At 66.9% G+C, this 22,669-nt stretch carries 16 protein-coding genes and 1 pseudogene; 9 read left to right on the top strand and 8 right to left on the bottom strand.

The features are described from left to right. Positions 1-34 precede the first annotated feature (34 nt). From mfd to B4U45_RS30330, 8 genes and pseudogenes are all read left to right on the top strand, one after another. Positions 35-3,757, top strand: coding sequence for a transcription-repair coupling factor (gene mfd / locus B4U45_RS08310; RefSeq protein ID WP_075549255.1), 3,723 nt, complete (start codon positions 35-37; stop codon positions 3,755-3,757). Then, entirely contained in the window at positions 3,754-4,776 is a 1,023-nt protein-coding gene (locus B4U45_RS08305; protein ID WP_075549256.1) for a nucleoside triphosphate pyrophosphohydrolase, read from the top strand. The genes mfd and B4U45_RS08305 overlap by 4 nt, the downstream gene beginning before the upstream one ends. A gap of 297 nt (positions 4,777-5,073) precedes the next feature. Beyond that, the gene (locus B4U45_RS08300) at positions 5,074-5,814 is read left to right on the top strand and encodes a lytic transglycosylase domain-containing protein (RefSeq protein WP_075549257.1); all 741 of its coding nucleotides are present in this window, start codon (positions 5,074-5,076) and stop codon (positions 5,812-5,814) included. Between the two features lie 80 nt (positions 5,815-5,894). Further along, positions 5,895-7,184, top strand: coding sequence for a phosphopyruvate hydratase (gene eno, locus B4U45_RS08295; protein ID WP_075549258.1), 1,290 nt, complete (start codon positions 5,895-5,897; stop codon positions 7,182-7,184). 34 nt (positions 7,185-7,218) lie between these two features. Continuing rightward, positions 7,219-7,893 (top strand): FtsB family cell division protein, encoded by a 675-nt coding sequence (locus tag B4U45_RS08290; protein WP_075549259.1) that lies wholly within the window; start codon positions 7,219-7,221, stop codon positions 7,891-7,893. Continuing rightward, the gene (locus tag B4U45_RS08285) at positions 7,886-8,377 is read left to right on the top strand and encodes a DUF501 domain-containing protein (RefSeq protein ID WP_075549260.1); all 492 of its coding nucleotides are present in this window, start codon (positions 7,886-7,888) and stop codon (positions 8,375-8,377) included. The genes B4U45_RS08290 and B4U45_RS08285 overlap by 8 nt, the downstream gene beginning before the upstream one ends. Further along, on the top strand, positions 8,374-9,333 hold the full coding sequence (locus B4U45_RS08280; RefSeq protein WP_075549261.1) for a Ppx/GppA phosphatase family protein: 960 nt from the start codon (positions 8,374-8,376) through the stop codon (positions 9,331-9,333). The genes B4U45_RS08285 and B4U45_RS08280 overlap by 4 nt, the downstream gene beginning before the upstream one ends. Before the next feature lie 476 nt (positions 9,334-9,809). After that, positions 9,810-10,036: pseudogene (locus B4U45_RS30330) on the top strand (hypothetical protein). A gap of 413 nt (positions 10,037-10,449) precedes the next feature. Here B4U45_RS30330 and B4U45_RS08275 read toward each other — a convergent pair. The 8 genes from B4U45_RS08275 to B4U45_RS08240 all read right to left on the bottom strand — a co-directional run bounded on the left by B4U45_RS08275 (position 10,450) and on the right by B4U45_RS08240 (position 21,001). Continuing rightward, on the bottom strand, positions 10,450-11,130 hold the full coding sequence (locus B4U45_RS08275; RefSeq protein WP_083155080.1) for a response regulator: 681 nt from the start codon (positions 11,128-11,130) through the stop codon (positions 10,450-10,452). Further along, positions 11,127-13,709: a sensor histidine kinase gene (locus B4U45_RS08270; RefSeq protein WP_240316684.1), complete on the bottom strand. Its 2,583-nt coding sequence runs from the start codon at positions 13,707-13,709 to the stop codon at positions 11,127-11,129. Before B4U45_RS08270 ends, B4U45_RS08275 begins: the two co-directional genes overlap by 4 nt. Further along, entirely contained in the window at positions 13,697-14,608 is a 912-nt protein-coding gene (locus B4U45_RS08265; protein ID WP_122526504.1) for a potassium-transporting ATPase subunit C, read from the bottom strand. Before B4U45_RS08265 ends, B4U45_RS08270 begins: the two co-directional genes overlap by 13 nt. Then, the gene (gene kdpB / locus B4U45_RS08260) at positions 14,609-16,723 is read right to left on the bottom strand and encodes a potassium-transporting ATPase subunit KdpB (RefSeq protein ID WP_075549264.1); all 2,115 of its coding nucleotides are present in this window, start codon (positions 16,721-16,723) and stop codon (positions 14,609-14,611) included. 4 nt (positions 16,724-16,727) lie between these two features. Then, entirely contained in the window at positions 16,728-18,398 is a 1,671-nt protein-coding gene (kdpA, locus tag B4U45_RS08255; RefSeq protein WP_075549265.1) for a potassium-transporting ATPase subunit KdpA, read from the bottom strand. Next, the gene (locus B4U45_RS08250; protein ID WP_075549266.1) at positions 18,398-18,487 is read right to left on the bottom strand and encodes a K+-transporting ATPase subunit F; all 90 of its coding nucleotides are present in this window, start codon (positions 18,485-18,487) and stop codon (positions 18,398-18,400) included. The genes kdpA and B4U45_RS08250 overlap by 1 nt, the downstream gene beginning before the upstream one ends. Positions 18,488-18,705: 218 nt before the next feature. Continuing rightward, positions 18,706-20,220 carry a sensor histidine kinase gene (locus tag B4U45_RS08245; RefSeq protein WP_075549267.1) on the bottom strand — a complete coding sequence of 505 codons (1,515 nt, stop codon included), beginning with the start codon at positions 20,218-20,220 and terminating at the stop codon, positions 18,706-18,708. 7 nt (positions 20,221-20,227) lie between these two features. Next, positions 20,228-21,001, bottom strand: a complete 774-nt coding sequence (locus B4U45_RS08240; protein ID WP_036401838.1) for a response regulator transcription factor — start codon at positions 20,999-21,001, stop codon at positions 20,228-20,230. A gap of 346 nt (positions 21,002-21,347) precedes the next feature. Here B4U45_RS08240 and B4U45_RS08235 point away from each other — a divergent pair, with 346 nt between their 5' ends. Next, positions 21,348-22,655 carry a PPE family protein gene (locus B4U45_RS08235; protein WP_075549268.1) on the top strand — a complete coding sequence of 436 codons (1,308 nt, stop codon included), beginning with the start codon at positions 21,348-21,350 and terminating at the stop codon, positions 22,653-22,655. Positions 22,656-22,669 lie beyond the last annotated feature (14 nt).

The following is a 22,669-nucleotide window of genomic DNA, read 5'->3' as shown; positions in this document are numbered from 1 at the left end:
TGACGAAACAGCTGCGCCCTAGAATGGCCGCATCATGACCGCACCGGGGGCTGCTAGCCCAGATACCCCGATCGCGGGGCTCGTCGAATTGGCGCTGGCCGCGCCAACCTTCCAACAGCTGATTGCGCGCGCCTCCGATCGACCCGACGAATTAACCCTGGTAGGGCCGGCCAGTTCGCGCCTGTTCGTCGCCAGCGCACTGGCGCGGCAGGGTCCGCTGCTGGTGGTCACCGCCACCGGCCGCGAGGCCGACGACTTGACCGCGGAACTACAGGGTGTTTTCGGCGGCACGGTCGCGGTGTTTCCGTCGTGGGAGACGCTGCCGCATGAACGGCTCTCACCGGGCGTCGACACGGTCGGTGCTCGCCTGCTGGTGCTGCGCCGGCTGGCCCATCCCGACGACGCCACGCTGGGCCCGCCGTTGCGGGTGGTGGTGACTGCGGTGCGCTCACTGCTGCAGCCGATGACGCCGCAGCTCGGGCGGCAGGAGCCGGTCACCTTGAGGGTGGGGCAGGAGATCGGCTTCGACGACGTGATCGCCCGGCTGGTCGAATTGGCCTATACCAGGGTGGACATGGTTGGCCGGCGCGGCGAGTTCGCCGTCCGCGGCGGGATACTCGACATCTTCGCCCCGACGGCCGAGCATCCGGTGCGTGTCGAATTCTGGGGCGACGAGATCACCGAAATGCGGATGTTCTCGGTCGCCGACCAGCGCTCCATTCCGGAAATTGAGGTCGACACGCTCGTGGCGGTCGCCTGCCGTGAGCTGCTGCTGACCGACGACGTGCGGGCGCGGGCCGCCGAACTGGCCGCGCAGCATCCGGCCGCCGGAGACGCCGTCGCCGGCAGCGTCTCCGACATGCTGGCCAAGCTGGCCGAGGGCATTCCGGTCGACGGGATGGAGGCGCTGCTGCCGGTGCTGCATCCCACGGAAGGCGCGGCAGAGGGGGCCCATGCGTTGCTGACCGACCAGCTGGCCGAGGGCACCCCGGTGTTGTTGTGCGACCCGGAGAAAATCCGGACCCGGGCGGCCGACCTGATCAAGACCGGGCGGGAATTCCTAGAGGCGGCGTGGTCGGTAGCCGCACTTGGCGCCGGTCCGGAAAATCAGGCACCCGTTGACATCGAGCTACTGGGTGGATCAGGCTTCGCCGAGCTGGACGAGGTGCACAGCGCGGCGACCCGATCGGGTCATCCGTGGTGGACGTTGAGCCAGTTGTCCGACGAGTCGGCGCTCGAGCTGGACGTCCGGCCATCGCCGTCGGCGCGCGGGCATCAGCGGGATATCGACGCCATCTTTGCGATGCTGCGCGGGCACGTCGCGGCCGGCGGGTATGCCCTGATGGTCGCGCCCGGGACCGGCACCGCGCACCGGGTGGTGGAGCGGCTGACCGAAACCGACATCCCCGCGACCATGCTCGAGCCCGGTGCCGCACCCAAACTCGGCCTGGTCGGTGTCTTCAAGGGTCCGCTGCGGGACGGCATCGTGGTACCGGGCGTGGTATCCGGCGCCGACCTGGTTGTGATCACCGAAGCAGATCTGACCGGTAGCCGGGTCAGCGCCGCCGAGGGCAAGCGGTTGGCCGCCAAGCGGCGTAACACCGTGGACCCGCTGGCGCTGACGGCCGGCGATCTGGTGGTGCACGATCAGCATGGCATCGGCCGGTTCGTCGAGATGGTCGAACGCACCGTCGGCGGCGCCCGCCGCGAGTACCTGGTGCTGGAGTACGCCTCGGCGAAACGGGGTGGTGGATCAGACAAGCTCTATGTCCCGATGGATTCGCTGGATCAGCTGTCGCGGTATGTCGGCGGCCAGGCGCCGGCGCTGAGCCGGCTGGGCGGTAGTGACTGGGCCAACACCAAAACCAAGGCACGACGAGCGGTGCGTGAGATCGCCGGCGAGCTGGTCTCGCTGTACGCCAAACGGCAGTCCAGCCCCGGGCATGCGTTCGCGCCGGACACGCCGTGGCAGGCCGAGATGGAGGACGCGTTCGGCTTCACCGAGACCGTCGACCAGCTCACCGCGATCCAAGAGGTCAAGGGCGACATGGAAAAGCCGATCCCGATGGACCGGGTGATCTGCGGCGATGTCGGCTACGGCAAGACCGAGATCGCGGTTCGGGCGGCGTTCAAAGCCGTCCAGGACGGTAAGCAGGTGGCGGTGCTAGTACCCACCACGCTGCTGGCCGACCAGCATCTGCAAACCTTCGCGCAGCGAATGTCCGGATTCCCGGTCACCGTCAAGGGTTTGTCGCGGTTTACCGACGCCGCCGAGTCCCGTGCGGTGATCGAGGGCTTGGCCGACGGGTCGGTGGACATCGTGATCGGCACCCACCGACTGCTGCAGACCGGGGTGCGCTGGAAGGATCTCGGCCTTGTGGTGGTCGACGAGGAGCAGCGGTTCGGCGTCGAGCACAAGGAGCACATCAAGTCGCTGCGCACCCACGTCGACGTGTTGACCATGAGCGCCACCCCGATTCCGCGGACGCTGGAGATGAGTCTGGCCGGGATCCGCGAGATGTCGACGATCCTGACCCCGCCCGAAGAGCGCTATCCGGTGCTGACCTACGTCGGCCCGCACGACGACAAGCAGGTCGCGGCGGCGTTGCGGCGGGAGCTGCTGCGCGACGGGCAGGCGTTCTACGTGCACAACCGGGTCAGCTCCATCGACCGGGCCGCGGCCCATGTCCGCGAGCTGGTGCCCGAGGCCCGGGTGGTGGTCGCGCACGGGCAGATGCCCGAAGACCTGCTGGAACGCACCGTGCAGGGCTTCTGGAACCGCGAACACGACATCCTGGTGTGCACGACGATCGTGGAGACCGGCCTGGATATCTCCAACGCCAACACCCTCATCGTCGAGCGCGCTGACACCTTCGGCCTGTCGCAGCTGCATCAGCTGCGGGGTCGGGTGGGGCGCAGCCGGGAGCGCGGCTATGCCTATTTCCTCTATCCGCCGCAGGCGCCGCTGACCGAGACGGCCTATGACCGGCTGGCCACCATCGCGCAGAACAACGAACTGGGCGCGGGCATGGCGGTGGCCTTGAAGGACCTCGAGATCCGCGGGGCCGGCAACGTGTTGGGCGTCGAGCAGTCCGGGCACGTCGCCGGCGTCGGGTTCGACCTGTACGTGCGGCTGGTCGGCGAGGCCGTTGAAGCCTACCGAGCAGCAGTCGATGGTCAGACGGTAACCACTGCCGAGGAGCCGAAGGACGTGCGCATCGACCTGCCGGTCGATGCGCATCTGCCGCCGGACTACATCGGCAGCGACCGCCTGCGTTTGGAGGCCTACCGGCGGCTGGCCGCCGCCGCATCAGACGGCGAGGTCGCGGCCGTTGTGGAGGAGCTCAACGACCGCTACGGGCCGCTACCCGAACCCGCCCGGCGGCTGGTGGCAGTCGCGCGGCTGCGGCTGCTGTGTCGCGGCTCCGGCATCACCGAAGTGTCGGCGCCGTCGGCGGCGACGGTGCGACTGTCGCCGCTGAACCTGCTGGACTCCGCGCAGGTTCGGCTCAAGCGGATGTACCCGGGGGCGCATTACCGCGCGACCACGGCCACCGTGCAGGTCCCGATTCCGCGCGCCGGCGGGGTCACCAGTTTGGGTAGCGCGCCGCGGATAAGAGACGTGGAATTGGTGCAGATGGTGGCCGACCTGGTGACGGCGTTGGCGGGTAAACCCCAGAAAGATATTGGTATAACGAGTCCGTCCGGCGACGATACGAGGCGCCCCGTGTCGAGTAAGGAGCGACGAGCGCGATGATTGTCGTCCTGGTCGACCCACGCCGCCCGTCGCTGGTGCCGGTCGAAGCCATCGAGTTGCTCAGCGGCGCGGTGCAATACACCGAGGAGATGCCGGTCGCGGTGCCGTGGTCGCTGCCCGACGCGCACCCGGTGCACATGGGAGACGACGCGCCGGTGCTGTTGTCGTCGGACCCCAATCATCCGGCCGTGGTGGCACGACTGGCCGGCGGAGCGCGACTGATTTCGGCACCCGATCGCCAGCGCGGGGAACGACTGCTCGACGCCGTGTCCATCATGGACAGACTTCGCACCGACGGACCGTGGGAAAGCGAGCAGACTCACAACTCGTTGCGCCGCTACCTGTTGGAGGAGACCTACGAGCTGCTCGACGCGGTGCACCGCGGCGATGTGAACCAGCTGCGCGAGGAACTCGGCGACTTACTGCTGCAGGTGCTGTTCCATGCCCGCATCGCCGAAGACGCGGCACTGCTCCCGTTCACCATCGACGACGTCGCCGACACGCTGATCCGCAAGCTGGCCAATCGCGCGCCGGGAGTTCTTGCCGGACAAGAGATTTCGCTTCAGGAACAGATGAGCCAGTGGGAAGAACGCAAGGCGGCCGAAAAGTCCCGGAACTCTGTCTTGGACGATGTCCATACCGGTCAGCCGGCATTAGCGTTGGCGCAGAAGGTTATTCAGCGTGTCAGCAAGGCGGGACTACCTCCGCGACTGATCCCGTCCGGCATCACCTCGATCACTGTTTCGGCGGAGGTCGATGCGGAAAACTCCTTGCGTGCAGCGATTTTGGATTTTGTCGATAAGGTCCGCAGCGCCGAGAAAGCGATTGCGGCCGCGCGCCGTGACGACAGCGTTGCCGAGGAACTCGACGTGACACCCATCGGCACCATCACCGCAGAAGAGTGGTTGGCCCACTGGCCCGGACCGACGGACGACGTGCTGGAAACCAGCCCCCAAGCCGACCCGGCAGCGGGTAAGGAATCCCGCGGCGGCCCGAAGAAACGCAAAGGTAGGCGGTAGCACCCGGGAACGGCAAGCGATCATCCCGAAGTTTGCGACAGATGCGTTTGCTGCCAACAGAAACGGGAACAGCGATAGCCAAACACGCTCACAGCTAACCGATATCTAGGCGATAACAACGCTATGCCGGTGTGCTGAGCCGCAAATCGGAACGGCCACGATCGCAACCCGTGGGACGATGATCATGACTAAATCGACAGCAGACCGGAACAGGACGTAAGGAGAGCGGCAGCCAGGGCCCGAGCGCAGCCCGCAGCGGAGCCCAGGAGGAGCCCGGAGGAGCCACGAAGGAGCAGTGTGACGCCGAGACGGTGGTTGCGCGCGGTCGCCGTGATAGGGGCGACCGCGATGCTGTTGGCGTCCAGTTGCACCTGGCAGCTCAGCTTGTTCATTCCCGACGGTGTGCCGCCGCCGCCGGGCGATCCCGTCCCGCCGGTGGACACCTACGCCAGCGGCCGGCCCGCCGATCAGTTGCGAGAGTGGGCCGAGCAGCGAGCCCCCGCGCTGGAAATGCCGGTCATCGCTCTCGAGGCCTACGCCTACGCCGCGCGCGTCGCGGAGGTCGAGAACCCCAAGTGTCACATCGCGTGGACCACCCTGGCGGGTATCGGGCAGGTGGAAAGTCACAACGGCACCTATCACGGCGCAACCATCGCGCCCAACGGGGACGTGACCCCGCCCATTCGCGGTGTTCGCCTCGACGGCACCGGCGGCACGCTGCGCATCGTGGACAGCGACCACGGCAGCATCGACGGCGCTTCCGACGGAGACGGGGTGCAGCGCGCGATGGGGCCGATGCAGTTCATCGCCGAGACCTGGCGGCTCTACGGGGTCGATGCCAACAACGACGGCATTGTCAGCCCCGACAACATCGACGATGCCGCGCTCTCGGCGGCAGGTTACTTGTGCTGGCGCGGAAAGGATCTCGCGACGCCACGCGGCTGGATCACCGCGTTGCGCGCCTACAACAACTCCGGTGTTTACGCCCGGGCGGTGCGGGACTGGGCGACCGCTTACGCGGCGGGTCACCCGCTGTAGCAGGATAAAGCGCCGAGCCAGGCTTTACGCTAATGGGCGGTCCGGGACCATAAGAGAACCACAGCGCAAAGGAGAATCCAGTGCCGATTATCGAGCAGGTCGGGGCCCGCGAGATTCTGGATTCTCGCGGCAACCCGACGGTCGAGGTCGAGGTGGCTCTGATGGACGGCACCTTCGCCCGCGCCGCGGTGCCCTCGGGCGCATCGACGGGCGAGCACGAGGCCGTCGAACTGCGCGACGGCGGCGACCGCTACGGCGGTAAGGGGGTCAAGAAGGCAGTCCAAGCGGTACTCGATGAAATCGGCCCGGCTGTCATCGGCCTCAACGCCGACGACCAGCGGCTGGTCGACCAGGCGCTGGTCGACCTGGACGGCACGCCCGACAAATCCCGGCTGGGCGGCAATGCGATCCTCGGTGTCTCGCTGGCCGTTGCCAAGGCCGCCGCCGAATCGGCGGAATTGCCGTTGTTCCGCTACATCGGCGGCCCCAACGCCCACATCCTGCCGGTGCCCATGATGAACATCCTCAACGGCGGCGCACACGCCGACACCGCCGTCGACATCCAGGAGTTCATGGTGGCCCCGATCGGCGCGCCGAGCTTCGCCGAGGCGCTGCGGTGGGGCGCCGAGGTGTACCACGCGCTCAAGTCGGTGCTGAAGAAGGAGGGACTGTCCACCGGTCTGGGCGATGAAGGCGGTTTTGCCCCGGACGTGGCCGGCACCACCGCGGCGCTGGACCTGATCAGCCGGGCCATCGAGGCGGCGGGCTTCCATCTCGGCTCGGACGTGGCCCTGGCACTCGACGCCGCGGCCACCGAGTTCTACACCGACGGCACCGGTTACTCCTTCGAGGGTTCGACGCGCACGGCCGAGCAGATGGTCGAGTTCTACGCCGGACTGTTGGCTTCCTACCCCCTGGTGTCCATCGAAGACCCGCTGTCCGAAGACGACTGGGATGGCTGGGCCGCGCTGACGGCATCGATCGGCGAGCGGGTACAGATCGTCGGCGACGACATCTTCGTCACCAACCCCGAGCGACTCGAAGAGGGCATCGAACGCGGCGTGGCAAATGCGTTGCTGGTCAAGGTGAATCAAATCGGCACGCTGACCGAGACACTCGACGCGGTGGCGCTGGCTCACCACAGCGGATACCGCACGATGATGAGCCACCGCAGCGGCGAGACCGAGGACACCATGATCGCGGACCTGGCGGTGGCGGTGGGCAGCGGACAAATCAAGACCGGCGCACCGGCCCGCAGTGAACGCGTCGCCAAGTACAACCAGCTGTTGCGGATCGAAGACACCCTCGGCGACGCCGCCCGGTACGCCGGCGACCTGGCCTTTCCCCGATACCTTGGGGACCAAAAATAGGTTGGCCGCCAACCTCAGGCGCGGCTGAAACGACATGCCCGACGCGAAACGACCCGATTCGAAACGCCGCTCCCCGGCTTCGCGGCCAGGGAAGGCCGGCGACACGTTCCGGGCCCGTCGCTCAGCGTCGCCGTCCCGGCCCGCGCCGTCGCCGGCCACCGGCCAAAGCGCCCGCACCCTGCGTGAGCATGTCGTCGAACCCATCAATCGCTCGTTCACCGAATCGATGGAACAGCGATCCGATCAGCGGCTGGGGTTCACCGCCCGGCGGGCGGCGGTGCTGGCCGCGGTGGTGTGTGTGCTGACGCTGACCATAGCCGGGCCGGTACGCACCTACTTCGCGCAGCGCACCGAGATGGAACAACTGTCCGCGACGGAAGCCGCGCTGCGTCGCCAGATCGCCGACCTGGAACGGCAGAAAAACCAGCTCGCTGACCCGGCCTATATCGCGGCCCAGGCTCGCGAGCGTCTCGGGTTCGTGATGCCCGGCGACATCCCGTTTCAGGTCCAGCTTCCGCCGACGGCGGCGGTGTCGCCGCAGCCTGGCGGTGATGCGCCGACCCCGGCCATGAACGAGCCCTGGTACACCTCGCTGTGGCACACCATCGCCGATGCGCCACACCTGCCGCCGGTCGCCGCCCCGCAGCCCACACCCGAGCCCGGTCCGCCCGGTGCGGTGCCGCCCAACCCGACGGCGCCCGGTGGTTGACCGGGCCGACCTTCAGGTGGTGGCGCGCCAGCTCGGGCGGGAGCCCCGCGGCGTGCTCGAGGTGGCTTACCGCTGCCCCAACGGTGAACCCGGCGTGGTGAAAACTGCCCCGAAACTGCCTGACGGCACGCCGTTTCCGACGTTGTACTACCTGACGCATCCGACGCTGACGGCGGCGGCGAGCAGGCTGGAGACCACCGGGCTCATGCGTGAGATGACCCATCGGCTCCGGCGTGACCCCGACCTGGCTGCGGCGTATCGGCGGGCGCACGAGGCGTATCTGGCCGAGCGTGATGCCATCGAACCGCTGGGGACGGCGGTGTCGGCGGGAGGAATGCCCGACCGGGTGAAGTGCCTGCACGTGCTGATCGCGCATTCACTGGCCAAGGGTCCCGGGGTGAATCCACTCGGCGATGAGGTGGTGGCGCTGTTGGCCGCCGAACCGGCGGCAGCCGATTTGATTGTGGGGGGGCGGTGGCGATGAGCGGATCGAAACGAAGAATCGCGGCGATCGATTGCGGTACCAATTCGATTCGGCTGTTGATCGCCGAGGTGACCGGCGCCCGGCTGCACGAGGTGCATCGCGAAACGCGGATTGTCCGGCTGGGTCAGGGAGTTGACGCGACCGGCGAGTTGGCCCGCGATGCTATCGCGCGGACCCGCGCAGCGTTGATCGACTATGCCGCATTGCTGCGGCTGCACGGTGTCGAGCGGGTGCGAATGGTTGCCACGTCGGCCACCCGCGACGCCGCCAATCGCGACGCTTTTTTCGCGATGACGGCCGAGGTGCTGGGCGCCGTGATCCCTGGCTCGATGGCGGAAGTGATCAGCGGCGCCGAGGAGGCCGAGCTGTCGTTTCGCGGTGCGGTCGGCGAATTAGACAACGCCGGTGCGCCTTTCGTGGTCGTGGACTTGGGGGGTGGCTCCACCGAGATTGTGCTGGGCAAGACCGATGACGAGGTGGTCGCGAGTTACTCGGCTGACATCGGCTGCGTCCGGTTGACGGAGCGCTGTTTGCACTCCGACCCCCCGACGGCGCGGGAGGTCGCCGCGGCCCGAAAGGTGGTGCGGGAGCGGTTGGCAGTCGCGTTGCAAGTGGTGCCCGTCGAGTCGGCTCGGACCTGGGTCGGTCTGGCCGGGACGATGACGACGCTGTCCGCGTTGGCTCACCGCTTGACGGCCTATGACGCTGCGGCCATTCACCTTTCGCGGGTGCCGGGCGATGAGTTGTTGATCGTGTGCGAGCGGCTGGTGAAGATGGCTCGTAAGGAGCGCGCCGCGCTGCCGCCGATGCACGAGGGCCGGGTGGACGTGATCGCCGGCGGGGCGATTGTGGTCGAGGAGTTGGCTCGCGAGTTGCGCGACCGGGCCGGCATCGACGAGCTGACCGTCAGTGAGCACGACATCCTGGACGGTATCGTGCTGTCACTGTCCAGATGAGCCACATCTGTCGCAGAAGTCACTGCGCGACAGGGGGCGCTCTTTGTGGCCACCTCACTCGGAAATTTGTGGTGACCACGAATGCTGCTGGCCCACGATGTCTACTTGCGCAGCCTTGATGTCTGACGCTGTTTTCGGCACGCCTCAACTCTGTTTTCCGCACTTGTGATGGTGGGCTTTCGGGGATATCGCACGTGCTCACCGAATCGGCTGTCATGCCGTCGCATCGAGTGTGCTGTGGCGGCTTTGACTGTGTATGGAGGGCGGTAACCGCCGCGAACGGCCGCCCTGACGGCACGCTCGGCGCCACCAGCACACACTCGGCGCCGCCAGCGCCACCAGCACGCGATTTCCATCTCCCCATACCGGGGCGCAGCCCCACGACCGCTCATAGCGACAACTCCGGTCATACCGGCATGCGACGGTTCGGCAATGAACATCATGTTCGCGGAATCTAGCTTCGCTACGTGCTGACCATGCAGCTGTCCCAACACGGACCGGCGACCATCGCCGAAGTGCTCGATGCGCTTGCCTGGCATGGATTTCCGGTGCGCGGCAGGGCATCCAAGGCCGTCTCGGACGCGTCGGGCTGGGAGATTGCACGCGGCCGGGTTCGCCGACTCGGCCGGGGCCGGCACGGCCCGTCGCACGACGCGTGCTGGCGTTGCGGGCCTCGGCCCGGGCACCGGCGAAGTCGCTATAAGCGTTGAGGGGGCTACGCCCCGGTGTGAAGAGAAAGGTCTTGGGCTACTGCGGTTGGGTCGCCCTGACGGCACAGTCGGCGCCGAGTGCGCGCTGATGGCGCCGACTGTGCAGTCAGGGCGGCCAATCGCAAGTGTTCCCGCCCTACATGCATAGTCAAAGCCGTCAGTGCACACTCGATAAGGCGGCAGGACAGCTGATTCGGTGAGCACGTGTGATATCCCCCGAACACCTTCCATCACAAGCGGTTTGAGCGACGGCAACGGTATCGGTGTGCCGAAAACAGAGCCAGCCATCCGAGGCTGCGCAAGGAGACATCGTTGACCAGCCGCATTCGTGGTCACCTCGAATTTTCGATTAAGCTGGGCAAATAGAGGATCACCCCGGACAGGGGCTCCCTGTGGCGGCTGGGACTCAGGCCTCGAAGCGGTAACCCATTCCGGACTCGGTCAACAGATGCTTGGGATGCGACGGGTCGTCTTCCAGTTTTCGCCGCAGCTGCGCCAGATACACACGCAGGTAATGCGTTTCGGTGGCATACGCGGGTCCCCAGACCTCCTTGAGCAATTCCTCGCGGCCGATCAGCTTGCCCCGGTTGCGGACCAGGACCTCGAGCATGCCCCACTCGGTCGGGGTCAGATGCACTTCGGCACCGTTCTTGGTGACCTTCTTCGCCGCCAAATCGACGGTGAACGCGTCAGTTTCGACAACCGGCTGATCCACCTCCGACGCCGCGGCGTTGCGGCGCACCGCCGCGCGCAACCTGGCCAGAAACTCGTCCATCCCAAAGGGCTTCGTGACGTAGTCGTCGGCACCCGCGTCCAGGGCCTCGACCTTGTCGGAAGAATCGGTGCGCGCCGACAACACGATCACCGGAGCCGACAGCCAGCCGCGGAGACCCGCCAGCACGTCGATGCCCGAGATGTCGGGCAGGCCGAGGTCGAGGATCACCACGTCGGGCGGATGTTCGGCGGCGGCGCGCAGCGCCCCGGCGCCGGTAGAGGCGGTGATCACCTCGTAGCCGCGCACGGTCAGATTGATACGCAGCGCCCGCAGGATGTGCGGCTCGTCGTCGATCACCAGCACGCGGGTCATCGGTCACCGTTTTCCGGCGGGGCGGCCAGGTCGACCACGACGGTCAGACCACCTCCCGGGGTATCTCCGGCGGCGACGGTGCCGCCCATGGCTTCGACGAAACCGCGGGCCACCGACATTCCCAGCCCGACTCCGGTGGTGTTGTCGTTATCACCCAGGCGTTGAAAGGGTTCGAAGATCTGGCTCTGGGTGCCCGGCGGCACCCCGGGTCCCTCGTCGATGACGTTGATCAGCACGCGATCTCCCACCCGGCCGGCGTTGACCCGCACGACGCAGTCCGGCGCATAGCGCAGCGCGTTGTCGATCAAGTTGGCCAAGACCCGTTCCAGCAGGCCCGCGTCGGCCATCACCACGGCGCCGCCGACGTCGACCTTGACGCGGTCGATCGCCGATCGGTAGAAGCCGGTGGCACCCATGCCGATACTCACCAGCGCGCGCTGCACCACTTCCTCCAAATACACCCGCTGTAGGTCCGGGCGCAGCACGCCGGCGGCCAGCCGCGAGGAATCAAGCAGGTTTCCGACCAGCGCGGTGAGCGCGTCGATGGATTCTTCGATGGTGGCCAGCAATTCGGCGGTGTCGGTCGGGGAGAACGCGATATCGTGCGCGCGCAAGCTGGACGCCGCGACCTTGGCCGCCGCCAGCGGGGTGCGCAGGTCATGGCTGACCGCCGACAGCAGCGAGCGCCGCAGCTCGTCGGCGCGCACGATCGCCTCGGTCCGGCTGGCCTCTTCGGCCATCTCCCGCTGTCTGACCAGACCCGCGGCTTGTCGCGCCACCGCGTTGAGTACCCGGCGATCCCGCGCCGACAGCTTTTTCCCGGCCATCAGCATCCAGAACTCGTCGTCTCCGACCTCGATCGCGGTGTCGGCGGAATCGACTGTGGTGCAGGGGTCTTTGCCGACGGAGGCCACCACCTCACTGAAGGTACGGTCCTCCTCGGCGCGTTCGCGTAACATGCTGACCGCGCGTTGGGAATAGGTCTCCCGCACTCGTTCCAGCAGTGTGTCCAGGTCCGCGCCGCGCAGCACCGATCCGGCGAACAAGGTCAGCAGCTCGGCCTCCTGGGCGGCGCGGCGGGCTTCCCGGGCCCGGTTGGCCGCACCGTCGACCAGCACCGCGACCGCGACCGCGACCAGCAGCAGGACCGCCTCGGTGACGGCCGCGGAAGGTTCGGCGATGGTGAACGTGTGCCGCGGATCGGTCAGGTAATAGTTCAGCAGCAGGCTGGACAACACCGCCGAAAGCACCGCCGGGGCAACGCCTCCCAGCAGCGCCACCACGAGGACTCCGACGAAGAACAGCGCGCTTTCGCCGCTGGTATCCAGATAGCGGTCCAGCACGGCCACGGTGATCGCGCAGATCATGGAGGGAACGATGACGGCCGCCAGCCAGGACGCCACCCGTCGTCCGCGGGGCGCGACCGGGGCGGTTCGCAGGCCGCGCTTGGATTCCTCATGGGTGACCAGGTGCACGTCGATCTTGCCGGACCGCTCGACGATGGCCTGGCCGATACCGTCCTCCAACAGACGCGCCCATCGAGTCCGGCGCGAGGTCCCGATCACCAGCTGGGTGGCGTTGATTTCGCGGGCGAAATCCAGCAGGGCGTCGGCGACGTCGTCACCGACCACGGTATGCAGCGAGGCGTCAAGGCTGCCGGCGAGTTCGCGGATCTTGCTCATCCGCGCCTCCGACAGACCCGCCAGCCCGTCACCGCGGATGACGTGTACCACCATCAGCTCGGCACTGGATTTCGACGCGATCCGCGACGCGCGCCGCACCAACGTCTCCGACTCCGGACCGCCGGTAACGGCCACGACGACGCGTTCGCGCGCTTCCCACAGGTCGGTGATCTTGTTCTCCGCGCGGTACTTGGCCAGCGCGGTGTCCACCTGGTCGGCCAGCCACAGCAGCGCCAGTTCTCTTAGCGCGGTGAGGTTTCCGCGGCGGAAGTAGTTGGACAACGCCGCGTCGATCTTGTCGGAAGCATAGACATTGCCGTGGGACAGCCTGCGGCGCAACGCCTCCGGTGTGATGTCGATGAGCTCCACCTGTGCTGCCTGCCGCACGACGGAATCCGGCACGGTCTCCTGCTGTTGGATGCCGGTAATCTGGGCGACGACGTCGTTGAGGCTTTCCAGATGCTGAATGTTCACCGTGGAGATGACGGTGATCCCGGCATCGAGCAACTCCTCGACATCCTGCCAGCGTTTGTGGTTTTTGCTGCCCGGGGTATTGGTGTGAGCCAGTTCGTCGACCAGGACCACCTGGGGATGGCGCGCCAGCACGGCGGGCACGTCGAGTTCGGGGAACATGGTGCCGCGGTACTCGACGTAGTGCGGTGGAATGATTTCGATGCCGTCAAGCAGCACAGCGGTTTTCGTGCGTCCGTGGGTTTCGACCACGGCCGCCACCAGGTCGGTGCCGCGTTCCAGCCGGCGGTGCGCTTCGCCGAGCATCGCGTAGGTCTTGCCGACTCCCGGCGCCGCCCCCAGATAGATGCGGAGTTCTCCGCGTTTGCGAGGAGGTTCGACGGCGCTCACCCAACCATCATCCACCCGCAACGCTAGACCGGGTATCTGCGGTCGAGTTCCAGGTTCAGCCGCAGCACATTGACGCACGCCTGGCCGAAGATGCCGAGGGCGGGGCCGCTTTCCGTCTGCTCCACCACCGCCCGTATCTGATCCTGGCTGGCATGGCGCGCCCTGGCCACCCGGGGAATCTGCAGTTCGGCGTAGACGGGAGAGATATCCGGATCCAGCCCGCTACCGCTGGCCGTCACGGCATCGGGCGGAACCTGCGGGTCCTCGGGAGCCGCGCCGCGGATCGGCACGATCTGGCCGAGCGAGTAGTTCTCACCGAACGTCGCGCAGTGGACCGGCACGCCCTCATAGCGGTCCAAAAACGGCCGCCTGCCGGCGGCGCACGGCTCGTTGACGCTGACGACTCGGACTGGGCGCGAGACATTGCCGCGCGCGTCGCGCGGACCGATCACCGACAGCACGGCTCCGACACTCCCCGGCGTGCAGAACGGCCGTGATCCCCCCGCCGGGTCGAGGCCCTCGAGTCGCGACACCGCCGCACTGCGCGAACACACCTGGGTCAGCAGACTGGGCCGGAAACCGGCCTCGGCCGGACTGGCGCCGGCCGCCAGCTTCGCCGGGTCGGCGGGAATATCCACGATGCTCTCCGGCCCCAGATTGCTGGCGCCGCTGGACAACGGGTCATATCCGGCGCCTGCCGCCGAGGGCCGTCCCTGGAAGTACTGCGGCAACGGGCGCCCGGCGGCATCGAGGTACAACTGTCCGATCAGGCTGCTGCCGACCGGTTTACCGCCGGCATCGACGAGGGAACCCTGCGCCTTGTCGTGCAGCCCGGGAAGCCACGCCACCAACCAGACGAGTAGCGGGTAGCCGAAGCCGAGGATGACCGTGAAAACCAGCAGGGCCCGCAGTGCGGCCCAATATTGGCGAACCATTTACGACATCCCGGGCAGTAGTTGGACGACCAGGTCGATGACCTTGATCCCGATGAACGGCGCGACCAGCCCGCCTACTCCATAGCGGTAGAGGTTGCGGCTGAGCAGTTTCGAGGCACGACTGGGCGTATAGCGCACCCCGCGCAATGCCAGCGGAATCAGCGCGACGATGACGACGGCGTTGAAGATGACCGCGGACAGGATGGCCGATTGCGGGCTGTGTAGCCGCATCACGTTGAGCAGATCCAAGCCGGGAAACAGCGCCACGAACATCGCCGGGATGATCGCGAAATACTTGGCGATGTCGTTGGCGATCGAAAATGTGGTCAATGCGCCGCGGGTGATCAGCAGTTGCTTACCGATTTCCACGATCTCGATGAGCTTGGTGGGATCGGAGTCCAGGTCCACCATGTTGCCGGCCTCCTTGGCGGCGGCGGTGCCGGTGTTCATCGCCACCCCCACATCAGCCTGCGCCAGCGCCGGCGCGTCGTTGGTGCCGTCGCCGGTCATCGCGACCAGGCGGCCGCCGTGCTGCTCCCTTTTGATCAGCATCAGCTTGTCCTCGGGTGTGGCCTCGGCCAGAAAGTCGTCGACCCCGGCTTCGTCCGCGATTGCCTTGGCGGTCAACGGGTTGTCGCCGGTGATCATCACGGTGCGAATTCCCATCTGGCGCATCGCGTCGAACCGGGTCCGCATTCCCTGCTTGACCACGTCCTTGAGGTGGATGACGCCGAGCACCTGCGCCTTTCGGTGATCCACCCGGCCCACCACCAGCGGGGTCCCCCCGGCAGCGGAGATGCCGTCGACAATGTGCCCCAGTTCGGCCGGAACCTCGCCGCCGTTGCCGCGTACCCATTCGGCGACCGAGCTGGCCGCTCCCTTACGCAGCTTGCGCCCGTCCAGGTCCACACCCGACATCCGGGTCACCGCAGTGAATTCCACCCAGCAGGCGTCGTCAAGATCCCCCGGTGTGTGGGCGCGCAATCCGTAGGCCTGTTTGGCGTAGACGACGATGGAGCGGCCCTCCGGCGTTTCGTCGGCCAGGCTGGCCAGCTGTGCGGCGTCGGCGAGCTCGGCGGCGCTGATCCCATGCACCGGAATGAATTCCGATGCCTCCCGATTGCCGAGGGTGATGGTTCCGGTCTTGTCCAGCAGCAGCGTGTTGACGTCACCGGCGGCTTCGACGGCTCGCCCGGACATCGCCAGCACGTTGCGTTGCACCAGCCGGTCCATGCCCGCGATGCCGATCGCCGACAGCAGCGCCCCAATTGTGGTGGGAATCAAGCACACCAGCAGCGCGACCAGCACGATGCCGCTGATCCCGTCGGCGCCGAGCGCCGAGGTGTCGGGCACACCCGGGTTGTTGGCCTTGGAGTAGATCGCCAGCGGCTGCAGCGTGGCGACCGCGAACACGAAGATGATGGTCAACGCCGCGAGCAGGATGTTGAGCGCTATCTCGTTGGGAGTCTTCTGCCGGTTGGCGCCCTCGACGAGCGCGATCATCCGGTCCACGAAGCTCTCGCCGGGCTTTTGGGTGATTTTGATGACGATGCGATCTGACAGCACGGTCGTCCCGCCGGTCACCGAGGAGCGGTCGCCGCCGGATTCCCGGATCACCGGTGCGGATTCGCCGGTGATCGCCGATTCGTCCACTGAGGCAATGCCTTCCACGACCTCGCCGTCGCCGGGAATGACTTCCCCCGCTGCGACAACCACGATGTCGCCGGGCCGCAGCAGTGGCGCGGCGACGTCTTCCGGGATGGCGACACACCTGTCCAGCGCGCCCGGTGACCAATCCCTGAGCCGGTGTGCGACGGTGTCGGCCTTCGCCCGGCGCAAAGTGTCGGCCTGCGCTTTGCCGCGCCCCTCGGCGACCGCTTCGGCGAGGTTGGCGAAAATGACTGTCAGCCAAAGCCAGAACACCACGAGCCAGCTGAACCAGGTGTTGTCGCCGAATGCCAGAATCGTCGCCCACCCGGCGCCGATCTCCACGATGAACATCACCGGATTGCGCCACAGGGTGCGCGGGTCGAGCTTGCGCACGGCGTCCGGCAGCGACTTCACCAGCAGCGCCGGATCGAGCAGGTGTTTGGCCGAAGTGGTTGTGCGCGTCACTGTTTCAGTGGATCCCTTCGGCGAGCGGCCCGAGTGCCAGCGCGGGCAGGAAGGTGAGTGCCACCAAGACGACCGTCACCCCGACCACCAGGCTGACGAACTGCGGCCGGTGGGTGGGCAAGGTGCCGGCCGACTCCGGGGTGGTCCCCTGTCGGGCCAGCGAACCGGCCAGCGCCAGCACCAGAATCATCGGCAGGAATCGACCGAAGACCATCGCCAGGCCCAAGGCGGTGTTGTACCAGGCCGTATTGGCCGCCAGACCCGCGAACGCCGAGCCGTTGTTGTTGGCCGCGGAGGTAAACGCATAGAGCACCTCCGACAACCCGTGCGGCCCGGTGTTGGCCATGCCGGCCCGCTCGCCGGGCAGCGCCATTGCGGCGGCGGTCCCGACGAGCACGATCAGCGGAGTCACCAGGAAGTATCCGGCCGCCAGTTTCATTTCCCGCGGCGTGATCTTCTTGCCCAGATATTCCGGGGTCCGCCCGACCATCAACCCGGCGACGAACACGGTGATGACGGCCAGGATCAGGATGCCGTACAGGCCCGAGCCGGTGCCGCCGGGTGCGACCTCACCGAGTTGCATGTTGAACATGGTCATCATGCCGCCCAGGCTGGTGTAGGAGTCGTGGGCCGAGTCGACGGCGCCGGTGGACGTCAGCGTGGTGGCGTCGGCAAAGACCGCCGAGTCGGCAACGCCGAAGCGCTGTTCGACGCCTTCGGTCGACGCACCCACCGCCGTGGGCACGGTGCCGTGGTGCTGCACCTGGAACGCCAGCATGGTGGTGAGGCTGACGGCGGCGATCACCGCGACGATCGCCGCGATCGCATAGCCCTGCCTTTTGCTGCCGACCAGTCGGCCGAAGGTGCGGGGCAGCGCGGAACTGATGACCAGCAGCAGGAAGATCTCTACCCAGTTGGTCCAGGCGGTCGGGTTCTCGAAGGGGTGTGCGGAGTTGGCGTTGTAGAAGCCGCCGCCGTTGGTGCCGAGCTCCTTGATCACCTCCTGGCTGGCGACCGGGCCGCCCGGGATGGTCTGCGGGGCCCCGGACAGCGTGGTAACGACCTGATCGTTGAGATGGAAGTTCTGCACGACGCCGCCCACGACGAGCACGACCGCGCCGACGACGGCTATCGGCAGCAGGATGCGCAGCGTGCCGCGCACCAGGTCCACCCAGAAGTTGCCGAGTTCGCCGGTGCGGTTGCGGGCGAACCCGCGGACGAAGGCCACGGCGACGGCCATGCCGACCGCGGCGGACACGAAATTCTGCACCGCCAAACCGGCCATCTGCACCAGATGTCCCTGAGTCGATTCGCCGGAATACGCCTGCCAGTTGGTGTTGGTGACGAAGCTGACCGCGGTGTTCCAGGCCAGTGCGGGTGTCATCGGGGTGGCCGGATGCCCAAGGTGCAGCGGCAGCTTGTCCTGCAGTAGCTGCAGGGCGAACAGGAAGACAATGCTCACCGCCGAAAACGCCAGCACGCTACGGGCATATGCGGCCCAGGTCTGTTCGGCGTCGGGGTCGGCCCCGACCAATCGGTAAATGAATCGCTCTGCGCGCCAGTGCTTTTCAGCGCTGTATACGCGGTACATGTAGTCACCGAGCGGGACGTGTGCCGCCGCCAGAGCGGCGACCAGCAGCGCGAGGAACAGCACCGCCGCTGTGCCGTCGCTCATCAGAACTTCTCCGGATACACCAGGGCCGCAACCAGCAACAGCGCGACAAGCGCCGCAAGCGCCAGACCGACGGCGTTGGCGGTGCTCACAAATCCAACTTCAGCAGTGCGCTGAGCGCGGCGAAGACGGCCAGGGTCAGCGCCAGGTAAACCACCACGGACATATCTGTCTTTCTCGACACGCAACGACAACCGCTCTCCGGTAGAGGCCAGACAGAGGCTAGGCGCGACCGAAGCCGGGCGGGAGCGGCCTTAACGGTTTCTTTACGGCGTCAGCCGCGAGTTTTACGGCCGCTGCGGCGGTGCGGCTATCCGGTGCCGGTGCCCGGCCGGTCCATCATCGGTAGTCGGACCCGAAAGACGGTGCGGCCGTGCGCGGATTCGGCGGTCACCGAACCGTCGTGCGCCTTGACGATCGAGTTGACAATGGCCAGGCCCAATCCATGGCCGGACTCACCCGAACGCGTCGTGTTGGCGCGGACGAACCGCTCGAATAGATGGGGTACGACGTGGGGGTCGATGCCGGGTCCGTCATCGGTCACCGTCAGCTCGGCGTAGGACCCGTCGGTCGCGTCGGTATGACAGGTGATCGCCGTGGTGACGGTGACACCGGGCGGGGTATGCACCCAGGCGTTGGTGAGCAGATTGCTGACGAGCTGATGCAGCCGGGCATGATCGCCGTTGACCCACACCGGCTCGTCGGGCAGCTCTTTGACCCAACAATGGCTCGGCGCTGCCACCGTCACATCGTTCACGGCGTTCATGACCAGATCGGTCAAGTCGAGCTCTTCGGTCTGCAGGTCTTCGCCTTCACCCAACCGGGACAGCAGCAGCAGTTCGTCAACCAGTGATGCCATCCGCCGGGCTTCCGACTCGATGCGGGCCAACGCGTATTCGGTGGTGGGGGGCAGGGCCGAACTGTCTTGACGGGTCAGTTCCGCGTAGCCCTGGATGGCGGCCAGCGGGGTCCGCAGCTCGTGGCTGGCGTCGGTGATGAATTGCCGCATCCGCAGGTCGGATTCGACACGGTGCTGCAGTGCGCTATCGACGTTGTCCAGCAATCGATTCAGGGTGTGGCCCACGATCCCGACTTCGTTGTCCGGATCGGTGTCTTCGGGCCGGACTCGCACGCCGATCCGGTGGTCATCGCCGGCGAGCGGCAATGCCGCGACTTCGGCGGCGGTCGCGGCGAGCCGACGCAGCGGCCGAAGGGCATATCCGACCACCCAGGCCGTGAGTACCGCCGTGATCACCAGCGCCGTGGCGACCAGCACGGTGGTGGTGATGTTCTTGCGGGAAATGATCTGTTCGGCGAGGTTGAGCGAGACGCCGACGATGAGTCGGTCGGACCCGGCGGCGCGGCTGGCAACCTGGTAGGAACCCAGGCTGCCCAGCGTTTCGACACGGGCGGGGCCGTCGTCCCAGGATTGGGCTTCGATGGCGCGGATGACGTCGGCCGGCGCGGGCTGTGGCTCGTCCTCGGAGAAGACGGCCGAGCCGATGACCACCCCGTCGCGCAGCACCGCGATGAGGTTGCCCGGGGTTTGCCCGGTGAACTCCAGTAGCGCCTGGGACACCGGGGGAGTACCGGTATGTATCGACGTGTGCTCGCCGTTGCGGTATCTGGCGTACGCGTGACTGAGCGCATGTAAGGACTCCGCGACCTCGGCGTCGTTCATCGCGGTGACGTAACCGCGCAGGCTGAGTACGGATACGGCGCCCACGGCCACCAGCACTACGGTGACGACAGCGAGCACGCCGAGCAGCAACTGCCCGCGTAACGAACGGGGAAACCAGCGAGGGGTGTTGCGGGCCCCGGTCACTGCCGGCTCATTCCGCTGGTCGCAGCATGTATCCAATCCCGCGGACGGTGTGGATCATCGGCTCGCGGTCAGCGTCGATCTTCTTCCTCAGGTAGGAGATATACAGGTCCACAATGCTGGTGCGTCCGGCGAAGTCGTAGTTCCAGACCCGGTCGAGGATCTCGGTGCGGCTCAGCGCGCGGCGCGGATTGCGCATCAGGAACCGCAGCAATTCGAACTCGGTCGACGACAGCGATATCGGCGTCCCGCCGCGGGTGACTTCCCGGCTGGCCGCGTCGAGCTTGAGGTCGCCCACTTTGAGGGATTCGTCGGCCGGGGGCGCCAGATGGCTGGAACGGCGCAGCAGTCCGCGCAGCCGGGCGACCAGTTCCTCGAGGCTGAACGGTTTGGTCATGTAGTCGTCGGCGCCCGCGGTCAGACCGGTGACCCGATCCATTACCGAATCCCGGGCGGTCAGGAACAGTGTGGGCGTGTAGTCGTCGGATTCGCGGACCCGCTGCAGAATCTGCAGCCCGTCCACATCGGGCAGCATGATGTCCAGTACCAGAACGTCCGGGCTGATTCTTTCGAACTTTGCGATGGCTTCCCGGCCGTTGTGGGCTATCTCGACGTCCCAGCCTTCGTAATGCAGCGCCATCTTGACCAGATTGGTCAGCGCCGGCTCGTCGTCGACCAGCAAAACCCGGATCGGTGAACCGTCGGCACGGTGAATGCGGGGCAGCTGCCCCAGGATGGCTTGGCGCGGACGTTGACTGCGCGGTTGTCCGGTCATTGCGGTCATGGTTCCTCATACTGTCAAGCTCACATGGGATCGTCACGGAGCTCATAACAACCTCAAATGTAGCCATCCCCGGCCACGTCCGGCGCTTCCAACATGGATCCCGGCGTATATGTCGTATATGTGTTGTAGGCAAGTGTTTGATATGCATTTTGTCGGTATGGGCTGTTGGTGTGCCGACCTGCCCACTTGAGATGTTTCACGATTCGGCGGTTGCCGGGGCTATCGAATGCCGAGCTCGATACCGACGGCCGTCGTTGAGCTGGCACCGCGGCGCGGGTCACGCCGGCGATACCCAAACCACACCGGCTGAGCGAGGACAGATAACACGAAGAGGAAGGGATACCCGATGGATTTTGGGGGACTGCCACCGGAAGTCAATTCCGGTCGCATGTATGCGGGGCCGGGGCCCGGGACGATGCTGGCCGCAGCCGCCGGATGGGAGGATCTGGCAATCGAATTGCACTCGGCGGCAAGCGGTTACGAGTCGGTGGTGTCGAGCGTAACGGCGCAGTCGTGGGCGGGGCCCGCGTCGATGTCCATGGCTTCCGCCGCCGCGCCGTACCTGGCATGGATGAGGGCGACCGCCACCGGCTGCGAACAAGCGGCCACTCAGGCCGTGGCCGCGGCGACCGCCTATGATTCGGCGTTCGTCATGACGGTGCCGCCGCCGGTGATCGCGGCGAACCGGGCGGAGCTGGCGGCCCTGGTGGCGACCAATATCTTCGGGCAGAACACACCGGCGATCGCGGCCACCGAGGCGCACTACAGCGAGATGTGGGCTCAGGATGCCGCCGCGATGTACGCCTACGCCGACAGCTCCGCGGCGGTCACGAGACTGGCGCCGTTCGCTTCACCGCCGCAGACCACCAATGCGGGCGGGCTGACAAGTCAAACGGCCGCGGTAAGCAACACCGTTGGTGGCTCGGCCGGCGCCGATGCGCAGACCATGACGTCGTCGTTGTCCACGGTCCCGCAGGTGCTGCAAGGGATGGCCACCCCGGGCCCGTCCGCCGGGGCGCTGTCGTCGGCGACCACGGGAAGCGCGGCGACGGTGGCGTCGTCCGGGGCCGGCGCGCCGATCACCGCCCTGTCGAGTCTGACCGGCATATCCGGCAAGGGCGCGCTCAAGGGCGCCGGCAACAGCGTCGACGCTCTGGAGGGGGCGGCGACGGGCCTGACCGGACTGAGTGGGAGCCAGCTGGGACTGGCCGAGGATACGACCGGTTTGGGGATGGACGCGGTCGGTCTGGTCGGTTTGGACGGCGGCGGTGTCGGGCTGGACTTCTTCGGCGTCGGACTCGACTACCTGGGGGCCGACGAGTTGACCCAGTCAGGAGGCTTAGGCCCGTTAGGTGCGGCGGGCGTGCCGGCGATAAGTGGTCCGGCCGCATCGGCGAGCGTCGGCCAAGCGGCGTCGCTGGGGACATTGTCGGTGCCGCCGAGCTGGGCCGAAACGCTGTCGGCGGCACCGGTGACCCCGGCCGGCGCAGTGGCGGTGCCGGAAGCCCAGGCTGGCGCGGTCCCCGCCGCGGCAAACGGCGCCACCCTATCCAGGCTGCCGCTTGGAGGCATGGTCGGGCGCGAGGCCGACGGCGCGGTTCAGCGCGTCGGGGTCCGTTCGTCGGTGATTCCCCATTCGCCGATGGGCGGCTAGGTCTGAGTGCACAC

It is taken from the genome of Mycobacterium persicum, assembly GCF_002086915.1.
Classification (GTDB): domain Bacteria; phylum Actinomycetota; class Actinomycetes; order Mycobacteriales; family Mycobacteriaceae; genus Mycobacterium; species Mycobacterium persicum.
This window is presented reverse-complemented; position numbering and strand designations above follow the sequence as displayed.